10 protein-coding genes, 2 tRNA genes and 1 pseudogene are annotated in these 9,269 nt (G+C 51.8%); all 13 read left to right on the forward strand.

The genetic code is table 11. The annotated features are described in order from the left end of the window. Positions 1–89: 89 nt before the first annotated feature. The 13 genes and pseudogenes from H6A13_RS11875 (at position 90) to H6A13_RS11930 (ending at position 8,917) form a co-directional block, all read left to right on the forward strand. Entirely contained in the window at positions 90–1,718 is a 1,629-nt protein-coding gene (locus H6A13_RS11875) for a phosphotransferase (protein ID WP_204909775.1), read from the forward strand. A gap of 28 nt (positions 1,719–1,746) precedes the next feature. After that, a complete protein-coding gene (locus H6A13_RS11880; RefSeq protein ID WP_204909776.1) occupies positions 1,747–2,247 on the forward strand; it encodes a YcxB family protein in 501 nt (166 codons plus the stop codon). 33 nt (positions 2,248–2,280) lie between these two features. Further along, positions 2,281–2,706, forward strand: a complete 426-nt coding sequence (tsaE, locus tag H6A13_RS11885; protein ID WP_204909777.1) for a tRNA (adenosine(37)-N6)-threonylcarbamoyltransferase complex ATPase subunit type 1 TsaE — start codon at positions 2,281–2,283, stop codon at positions 2,704–2,706. Further along, positions 2,694–3,440 (forward strand): tRNA (adenosine(37)-N6)-threonylcarbamoyltransferase complex dimerization subunit type 1 TsaB, encoded by a 747-nt coding sequence (tsaB, locus tag H6A13_RS11890; protein ID WP_204909778.1) that lies wholly within the window; start codon positions 2,694–2,696, stop codon positions 3,438–3,440. Before tsaE ends, tsaB begins: the two co-directional genes overlap by 13 nt. Next, a pseudogene (locus H6A13_RS11895) lies at positions 3,421–4,449 on the forward strand (threonine aldolase family protein); the annotation flags it as partial. The gene tsaB and the pseudogene H6A13_RS11895, both read left to right, overlap by 20 nt. A 48-nt stretch (positions 4,450–4,497) precedes the next feature. Next, positions 4,498–4,899, forward strand: a complete 402-nt coding sequence (rimI, locus tag H6A13_RS13355) for a ribosomal protein S18-alanine N-acetyltransferase (protein WP_338043072.1) — start codon at positions 4,498–4,500, stop codon at positions 4,897–4,899. Between the two features lie 112 nt (positions 4,900–5,011). Beyond that, entirely contained in the window at positions 5,012–5,245 is a 234-nt protein-coding gene (locus tag H6A13_RS11900; protein ID WP_204909780.1) for a hypothetical protein, read from the forward strand. Positions 5,246–5,252: 7 nt separating this feature from the next. Then, positions 5,253–6,161 carry a ribonuclease Z gene (locus H6A13_RS11905; protein ID WP_204909781.1) on the forward strand — a complete coding sequence of 303 codons (909 nt, stop codon included), beginning with the start codon at positions 5,253–5,255 and terminating at the stop codon, positions 6,159–6,161. Between the two features lie 19 nt (positions 6,162–6,180). Beyond that, on the forward strand, positions 6,181–7,209 hold the full coding sequence (gene tsaD, locus H6A13_RS11910) for a tRNA (adenosine(37)-N6)-threonylcarbamoyltransferase complex transferase subunit TsaD (protein ID WP_204909782.1): 1,029 nt from the start codon (positions 6,181–6,183) through the stop codon (positions 7,207–7,209). Between the two features lies 1 nt (position 7,210). Continuing rightward, complete coding sequence (gene ispD / locus H6A13_RS11915) at positions 7,211–7,936, forward strand: 2-C-methyl-D-erythritol 4-phosphate cytidylyltransferase (RefSeq protein ID WP_204909783.1); 726 nt, start codon at positions 7,211–7,213, stop codon at positions 7,934–7,936. A 74-nt stretch (positions 7,937–8,010) separates the two neighbouring features. Next, positions 8,011–8,096, forward strand: a tRNA-Ser gene (locus tag H6A13_RS11920). A 230-nt stretch (positions 8,097–8,326) separates the two neighbouring features. Further along, on the forward strand, positions 8,327–8,719 hold the full coding sequence (locus H6A13_RS11925) for a hypothetical protein (protein ID WP_204909784.1): 393 nt from the start codon (positions 8,327–8,329) through the stop codon (positions 8,717–8,719). 108 nt (positions 8,720–8,827) lie between these two features. Beyond that, positions 8,828–8,917 (forward strand) — tRNA-Ser (locus H6A13_RS11930). Positions 8,918–9,269 lie beyond the last annotated feature (352 nt).

Genomic DNA, 9,269 nt, shown 5'->3' on the forward strand with positions numbered 1-9,269 from the left:
GATTTTCGGAAATCCCCCGTCCCCATTGTTTTTTCTGTCCACAGTTGGTATAATGGCTGTAGTCAAATTTTAGGAGTCGAGGGAAGCAAATGAAAAGTTTATTGATTTTAGGAGCAGGCGGGTTTGGACATATGATCCGGGAGACTGCCGGGATGCTCGGATATGAGAAGGTATCCTTTCTGGATGATGCGGCAAAGGATCCGGATGTAGTTGGGAAATGTTGTGATTACCAGGATTTCCTGGGTGTTTATGATACGGCGGTGGCGGCCCTTGGGGACAACGGCATGCGCCTGTACTGGACGGAGAAGCTGATGGAGGCGGGCTACCAGGTTCCGGCTATCATCCATCCTTCGGCAGTGGTGAGCCCCAGCGCGGTGATCGGCCAGGGAAGTTTTGTCCTGCAGCGGGCAGTGGTCAATACCCGTACCGTGGTGGAGCATGGCGTGCTGATCAACAGCGGCGCGGTGATCGACCATGATTCTTATATTGCAAACGGCGCTCACATCGGGCTTGGCAGTGTGGTGAAGTCGAACTGTACCATTTCTTCCAAGCGCAAGGTGGAGGCAGGAGAAGTGATCTTCTCTACCCGCAGGAAGATTGACGGTGTCACAGACCGGAATCTGGAGGACGCGATCTATGCCTTTGGCTTCGGCCCGAGATGCAGTTATGTGAAACCTTTTGGAGCAGGCCATATCAATGAGACCTACGCGGTGTACATGCCGTCTCCGGAAGGAGAGGACGTGCTGGCCTATGTGCTTCAGCGGGTGAACAGCAATGTGTTCAAGGATCCGGCAGGAGTGATGGAAAATATTTTCGGCGTCACAGAGTATATGCGCGGCGTGATCCGAAGAGAGGGCGGCGATCCGGACAGGGAGACGCTTTCCTATATCAAGACAAAGAGCGGTCTTAATTATTTTGAGGACAGTGAAGGCGAGCCCTGGAGATGTTATAATTTCATTCCGGATTCTGAGTGCTATCAGCTGGTGGAAAATCCGGAACAGCTCTATGAGGCGGGCAGCAGTTTCGGCCATTTCTTAAAGCAGCTGATCGAGTATCCGGCGTCTGGCTTAAAGGAGACCATTCCGGATTTCCATCATACGGCAAAACGCTATCAGGCATTTCAGGTGGCTGTGGACCGGGATCTGAAAAACCGGGCCCATACCTGCGAGCCGGAGATCGCATTTGTGAAAAACAGAAAAGAAGACTGCAGCGTACTGGTGAGCCAGCAGGAGGAGGGAGTACTTCCGCTGCGCGTGACCCATAACGATACCAAACTGAATAACATTTTGTTTGACAGCAAGACAGGAAAAGGTCTTTGCGTCATCGACCTGGATACCATTATGCCGGGACTTGCGGCGAATGATTTCGGGGATTCCATCCGGTCCGGGGCGACAACCGGTGCAGAGGATGAGAAGAATCTGGATCTAGTGCATTTTGATCTGGAGCTGTATGAAGCTTACGTCAGAGGTTACCTGGAGGCGGCAGGCGAGGTGCTGACCCCGGCGGAGGTGGAGAGCCTTCCGTGGGGCGCAAGGCTGATGACCCTGGAGTGCGGCATGCGTTTCCTGACAGATTATCTTCAGGGGGATACGTATTTTAAGACTGCATATCCGGAGCACAACCTGGTGCGCGCCCGTACTCAGTTCCGGCTGGTAGAGGAGATGGAGCAGCAGTTTGAAAAGATGCAGGAACTGGCAAGAAAATACGCAGGCATTTAGTCTGGCCTGGCAGAAGGGAGGCGCAAAAATGCCGGTAGAAGTAAATGTAAAAATGAATGTAGAGAACATGACGGACTTCATGTTTTATCATATTTATTCCGGTTCTGTAGGAAGGATCACCCTGGGACTTGGCGCTCTGAACGTGGGGTGTGTCATCGCCTTTATTATGAAAGGGGATTACCTGATGACCGCGCTGTTTCTGTTGTTTGCGCTGCTGATCCTTGTGGCGTTCCCGTTCTACATCCGTAAAAAAGTGGCAAAGCAGATGGCGGATTCGGACCGGCTTGCCGTAAATGTAAATTATAAGTTTGACGAGGAAGGGATCGAGACAACCATCGACTCCGAGAACGGAAAAGCAGAGTGGCAGATGTTTAAAAAGGCGGCGGCCACAAAGAAAAATATTATTATCTATGATGCCGAGAAGCGGGCGGTGATCCTTCCGGTAGATCAGATTGAGGAAGAAAAGGACGCGATCCTGGAACTGATCCGGAAGCACATGCCGGCATCGGCGGTGAAGATCCGGAAATAATCCCGGCGGACGGGGCGGTTAGAGAGGATAAGAATGGTAACAGAGACATTTCAGGAAAAGGAAACCTATGAACTTGGCCGCAGGCTTGGCGAAGAAGCCAGAGCCGGCCAGGTCTATACGCTGATCGGAGATCTTGGCGTGGGAAAGACGGTATTTACCAAGGGCCTGGCGGCAGGACTTGGGATCACGGAACCGGTCAGCAGCCCCACATTTACGATCGTACAGGAATATGAGGAAGGGCGTCTGCCCTTCTATCATTTTGATGTCTACCGGATCGGCGATGTGGAAGAGATGGATGAGATCGGATATGAGGATTATATCTACGGAGACGGTGTGTGTCTGATCGAGTGGGCGGACCTGATCCGGGAGATTCTGCCTGAACATTATACGGAAATTAAGATCGAAAAAGACGTGGAAAAAGGATTTGATTATCGGAGGATCAGCATATGCGAGTATTAGCACTGGACAGTTCCGGCCTGGTGGCCAGCGTGGCTGTGGTAGAAGGGAAAGAAGGAAACGCGGACGCATGCACCATTGCGGAGTATACGGTTAATTACAAGAAAACCCATTCCCAGACGCTGCTGCCGATGCTGGATGAGGTGGCAAAGATGACGGATCTGGACCTTGCGTCCATTGACGCGGTCGCAGTGGCGGCGGGGCCCGGTTCCTTTACCGGCCTGCGGATCGGATCGGCCACCGCAAAAGGACTGGGCCTGGCGCTTGAAAAACCGCTGATCCCGGTGCCGACTCTGGAGGGGCTGGCCTACAACCTGTGCGGCGTGGGGGGACTGGTGTGCCCCATCATGGATGCCAGAAGAGGACAGGTCTATACGGGGATCTATCGGTTCCAGGACGGAGAACACCTGACGGTGGTGGAAGACCAGATGGCGGTCAGTATTGAGGAACTGGGCGAAAAGCTGAAAGCATACAAAGAAGAAGTGACGTTCCTGGGGGACGGCGTGCCGGTCTTCCGGGAGGTACTGGAGACACAGATCATGAAGGGGGAGAAGATCCGGTTCGCGCCGGCCAATATGAACCGGCAGCGGGCGGCATCAGTAGGAGCCCTTGGCCTGATCTATTATAAAGAAGGAAAGACCCAGACGGCAGAAGAGCACAAGCCGGATTACCTGCGGGTATCACAGGCAGAGCGGGAAAGAAAGGAGCGGATGGAACATGATACAGTTTCAATGTGATTATACAGAAGGGGCGCACCCGAAAATTATTGAAAGACTGACCCGGACCAATCTGGAGCAGACCATTGGCTACGGAGAGGACGGATACTGCGAACACGCAAGAGAACTGATCCGGCAGGCCTGCCAGGCGCCGGAGGCGGATGTGCAGTTTATGGTAGGCGGCACCCAGACCAATTTCACGGTGATCAGTTCCATTTTGCGGCCCTATCAGGGCGTGTTGTCTGCAGAGAGCGGACATATTAACGTCCATGAGACCGGAGCTGTGGAAGCCACCGGCCATAAAGTGCTGACTTTGCCAAGCGCAGACGGCAAGATCCGGGCATCCCAGGTCCGTGAGGCCTATGAGGCTCACTGGAAGGACGGAAGCCGGGAACACATTGTACAGCCGGGGATGGTGTACATTTCCCATCCCACAGAAAATGGTACGTTGTACACCAAAGGGGAATTGAAAGCGTTATACCAGACCTGCCAGAAGCTGGGGCTGCCTCTTTTCCTGGACGGGGCAAGGCTGGGATACGGACTGATGTCGGAAGCTTCCGACCTGACGCTTCCGGAGATCGCGGAATATACGGATGTCTTCTACATCGGCGGAACGAAAGTGGGCGCACTATTCGGCGAGGCAGTGGTGATCACAGATCCTGCCATCGCAAAAGATTTCCGTTACATGATCAAGCAGAAAGGAGCCATGCTGGCGAAGGGGCGTCTTCTGGGACTCCAGTTTGAAACCCTGTTTACAGACGGGCTCTATTTCCAGATCGCGGATCACGCGGACCGGATGGCCATGAAGCTGAAAGAGGCATTCCGGAAAAAGGGATATCCGCTTCTGTTTGATTCCTATACCAACCAGCAGTTTCCTGTGATCCCCAACTCTCATCTGGGGCAGTTGAAGGAAAAATATGTCTATAATTTCTGGGAGAGAGTAGACAGGACCCATTCTGCAGTACGTTTCTGCACAAGCTGGGCCACAAAAGAAGAGGCCGTGGACGCGCTGATCCGGGATCTGGAAGAACTGGATACGCTGGAAACCGGCTTTGCAGGGGAAGAAGACCTGCGAAAGATCGCGGAAATGGAACGGGAGATCTTCCCGGATGCCTGGAGCGAGGTTTCCCTTGCGGATACGTTGAAACAGAAGAGTACCGTCATCATTACGGCGAAAAAGGACCGGGAGCTGATCGGGTATCTGATCGCTTCTCTGGTGCCGGAGGAAGGCGAGATCTTAAGGATCGCGGTCAGGAAAGAATTCCGCAGACAGGGGGTTGCCGGTCATATGATCCTGGAGCTGGAAAATGTCTGCGAAGAAACGGATGTGTACAAACTGATGCTGGAGGTCCGGGAGAGCAACCAGGACGCTATTTCCTTCTATAAAGAGAAAGGATTTACAGAAGACGGACTCCGGAAGGATTACTATACGGATCCGGCGGAGGATGCAGTGCTGATGAGCCGGGAGCTTGGCCGGTAGAGAAAGACTGGAAAAGCTGACAGCAGTTCCCACTGGGAAATGCACGGCAGGAAAGATATAATGTAGGTGCAGCGGATAAAAACGGGCGGAAACGCCACAGGAGGAACGTAAGATGCGCCAATATTGTACAGAACAAAGACAGACGAAAGAACTGGAAAAAATTATTTGCAACAAATGTGGAAAAGAGATACCGGTGGTCAGAGGGGTTCCTGGCGAAGACGTGCTGGAAGTGGAAAAGCGCTGGGGCTACCATTCCAGAAAGGACAACCGGGTGGATCGTTTTGATCTCTGCGAGGATTGTTATGACGAACTGGTATCCGGATTCCAAATTCAGATAGAGGATTGAGGATGAGATGTTAGATGTATGTTTACTGGGCACCGGCGGCATGATGCCGCTGCCCTACCGGTGGCTGACGGCCCTGCTGGTAAGATATAACGGGAGCAGTCTTCTGATCGACTGCGGCGAGGGAACCCAGATCGCCATCAAAGAAAAGGGCTGGAGTTTTAAGCCCATTGACGTGATCTGTTTTACCCATTACCATGGAGACCACATCAGCGGCCTGCCGGGTCTTTTGCTTACCATGGGAAATGCAGACCGCACCGAGCCTTTGACGCTGATCGGGCCAAAAGGGCTGGAGCGGGTGGTGAACGCCCTGCGTGTGATCGCGCCGGAGCTGCCGTTTGCGATTAAATATGTAGAGATTACAGAGCCGGAGCAGACCTTCGAAATGAATGGCTACCGGCTGAAGGCGTTCCGGGTCAACCACAATGTACTCTGCTATGGCTACAGTCTGGAAGTGGACCGGGCCGGCAAGTTTGATGTGGAGAGGGCGAATGCCGCCCGGATCCCGCAGAGGTACTGGGGGATCCTGCAGAAGGGAGAAACGGTGGAGGACGACGGAACGGTCTATACGCCGGACATGGTGCTGGGACCGCCGCGAAAAGGCCTGAAACTTACGTACTGCACAGATACCAGGCCTACGGATTCGATCGAAAAGCATGCGAAAGGCGCAGATCTGTTTATCTGCGAGGGCATGTACGGTGAGAAAGACAAGCAGAAAAAGGCGAAAGAATATAAGCACATGACATTTTATGAGGCGGCAAAAATCGCCAGAGACGCGGATGTAGGGGAAATGTGGCTGACGCATTACAGTCCGTCCCTGACCCATCCGGAAGAATATATGGACGCTGTCCGGGAAATCTTCCCCAGGGCAGTTGCCGCAAAAGACCGGCGCACCAAAGAACTGGTTTTTGAGGATTAAGGAAAGGCGGAAAGAACAGATGAATCAGGAGAAGGATGTTCTGATCCTTGCGATCGAAAGTTCCTGTGACGAGACGGCGGCTGCCGTTGTGAAAAACGGAAGAGAGGTATGTTCCAATGTGATTTCTTCGCAGATCGCGCTTCACACCCTGTACGGGGGCGTGGTGCCGGAGATCGCATCCCGCAAGCACATTGAGAAGATCAACCAGGTCATCTGTGCGGCTCTTGACGAGGCGGGAGTGACCCTTGCGGACATTACCGCGATCGGCGTGACCTACGGCCCCGGCCTGGTAGGGGCGCTGCTGGTAGGGGTGGCGGAAGCCAAAGCCATTGCCTATGCGGCAAAGAAGCCGCTGGTGGGAGTTCATCACATAGAGGGACACATTGCCGCAAACTTTATTGAACACAAGGAACTGGAACCGCCCTTCTTTTCCCTGGTGGTATCCGGCGGACATACCCATCTGGTGCGGGTAAAGGACTACGGGAAATTTGACATCATCGGACGGACCAGAGACGATGCGGCAGGAGAGGCCTTTGATAAGGTGGCAAGAGCCATCGGCCTTGGGTATCCAGGAGGTCCGAAGATCGATAAAGTGGCAAAAGAAGGCAATCCGGACGCCATCGCATTTCCGCGGGCACACGTGGAAGACGCACCCTATGATTTCAGCTTCAGCGGTCTGAAGTCAGCAGTTTTGAATTATATCAACGGCTGCCGGATGAAGGGAGAAGAGTACTGCCAGGCAGATGTGGCGGCTTCCTTTCAGAAGGCGGTGACAGACGTGCTGGTGGCAAATGCCATGCACGCAGTGGAAGAGTACCAGGTGGACAAGTTTGCGCTGGCCGGAGGGGTGGCTTCGAATTCTGCACTCAGGAAGGCCATGAAAGAAGCCTGTGAAGAGAGGGGCGTAAAGTTCTACTATCCGTCCCCGGTCTACTGCACAGACAATGCGGCCATGATCGGCGTGGCGGCATATTATGAATATCTGAATGGGACCAGGAGCGGCTGGGATCTGAATGCAGTGCCGAACCTGAAGCTGGGAGAGAGATAGAATGGGAAAAAAGCATTGTACCGCAATTGTGCTGGCGGCAGGCCAGGGAAAACGCATGGGAACCTCCGTGCAGAAACAGTATATTGAACTGGACCGGCATCCGCTGATCTACTATACCCTGCAGACGTTTGAAGACTCCCGGGTGATCGACGACATTGTTTTAGTCGTGGGGCTGGGGCAGGAAGACTATGTCTATCAGGAAATAGTCCGGAAATATTATTTTACAAAGATCAAAGCAATCGTTCCCGGAGGAAAAGAAAGATATGATTCCGTATGGAACGGTCTGAAGGTAATTAAGAGCGGAGCTCTTGGCGAAGCAGCCGGGAAGGGCTATGTCTTTATCCATGACGGAGCCAGGATATTTGCAGATGAGGAAATCCTGGAGAGGGGCTATGAAACGGTAGAGAAATACCGGGCCTGTGTGGCCGGCATGCCCAGCAAAGACACAGTGAAGCTGACCGATGAAGAGGGATTCGCAAAAGAGACTCCGGACCGGAAATACGTGTGGACTATTCAGACGCCGCAGGTGTTCGAGTCGGCTTTGATCACCGAAGCCTACTCCCGCCTGATGGAGCGGGAACACTCGGAGGTAACGGACGACGCCATGGCAGTGGAAAAGACCATGGAAGTACCGGTGAAATTGTTTGAAGGTTCTTACCGGAACATTAAGATCACAACGCCGGAAGACCTGGAGATTGCCAGAGTTTTTCTGCGTTCCGGAATATAAAAACTAGTGGTTGACGGCAAAAAACAAGTATGATAAAATATCAATTGCCGTCAGAAGACGGCACTATGGAAAATGGAGAGGTATCGAAGTGGTCATAACGAGGCGGTCTTGAAAACCGTTTGTCCGCAAGGGCGCGTGGGTTCGAATCCCACCCTCTCCGCTTGAAGAAAGAGACAGATCCAAAAGATCTGTCTCTTTTACTGCTTCCGGGGATTTTTCTTGCTGTGTCTCGGAAAGTATTTTATAATCTAATCATAAGGATATCCGGGAGAAAAGATGTAATTCCTCAGCAGAAGGATTACAGAAAAAGAGAGCAAAGGAAAAGGAGAAAGATTATGAAAAAGAGGATGAAAAGACTACGTTTTCTGGCCGGCGGGATGATGACAGTCCTTGCAGTCGCAGGAATCATTTGCTCCTTATGGGATTGATGGGGAGGAGTATCTGCGGACTTATCTGGATGGATTTGACTATACGGTCGGAGAAGTGACGGTAGATGGCGACACGGCACAGGCCGATGTTACATTAACATGTAAAAGCTATCAGGACATAGAAGACGGCATTGAAAATGCGGTAGTGGAAATAATGGAAACTCCGGAAGAAATACTCGAACTGACAGAGGAAGAGATCAATCTGAAGATCGGCGAGGTGATCATGGGCGCGATCGGGGAAATAGAGCCAAAAGAAACGGAGCCGATCACACTTACCTATGAACAGAAAGACGGTACATGGAGCGAGGCAAAAGAGACAGAGGATCTGGTGACAGATGCACTGATGAATCATTAACTTCTTTTGCAAAAAAACAAAGAAAAATATAGATTTGGTCTTGACGAAAAAAAATAAATGTAGTATTATTTGTAAGTCGCACATAGAGAATAAATGTGAAGCGGCTTTGGAGAAGTACCCAAGCTGGCCGAAGGGGCTCCCCTGGAAAGGGAGTAGGTCGTTAATAGCGGCGCGAGGGTTCAAATCCCTCCTTCTCCGTTTGTCTGTCCGACCTAGATTTTGTGGTCGTCAGGGACGAAAAAGTACAGATGTTGTACCCGAAAAAATTGATTGAAAAAATCAATTTTTTTTACGGAAAAGTTCTTGACAAGAAACGACTCAGAGTGCTATTATAGCTAAGCTGACTCGCAAGAGACAGACAACCAAGGACTTTGATAACTAAATAATAGACAACGACCCTGAAGATTCTTTTGAGAAGAATAATTCAGAATGGACATCAAGAGATGTCAACCCAAAACAGTAAGTAACGGGATAGGAAAAGCGAGTAGTTTTTCCTGGACCGGATGAGAACTTTTAACGAGAGTTTGATCCTGGCTCAGGATGAACGCTG

This window comes from Mordavella massiliensis, from assembly GCF_016902415.1.
GTDB lineage: Bacteria > Bacillota > Clostridia > Lachnospirales > Lachnospiraceae > Merdimonas > Merdimonas faecigallinarum.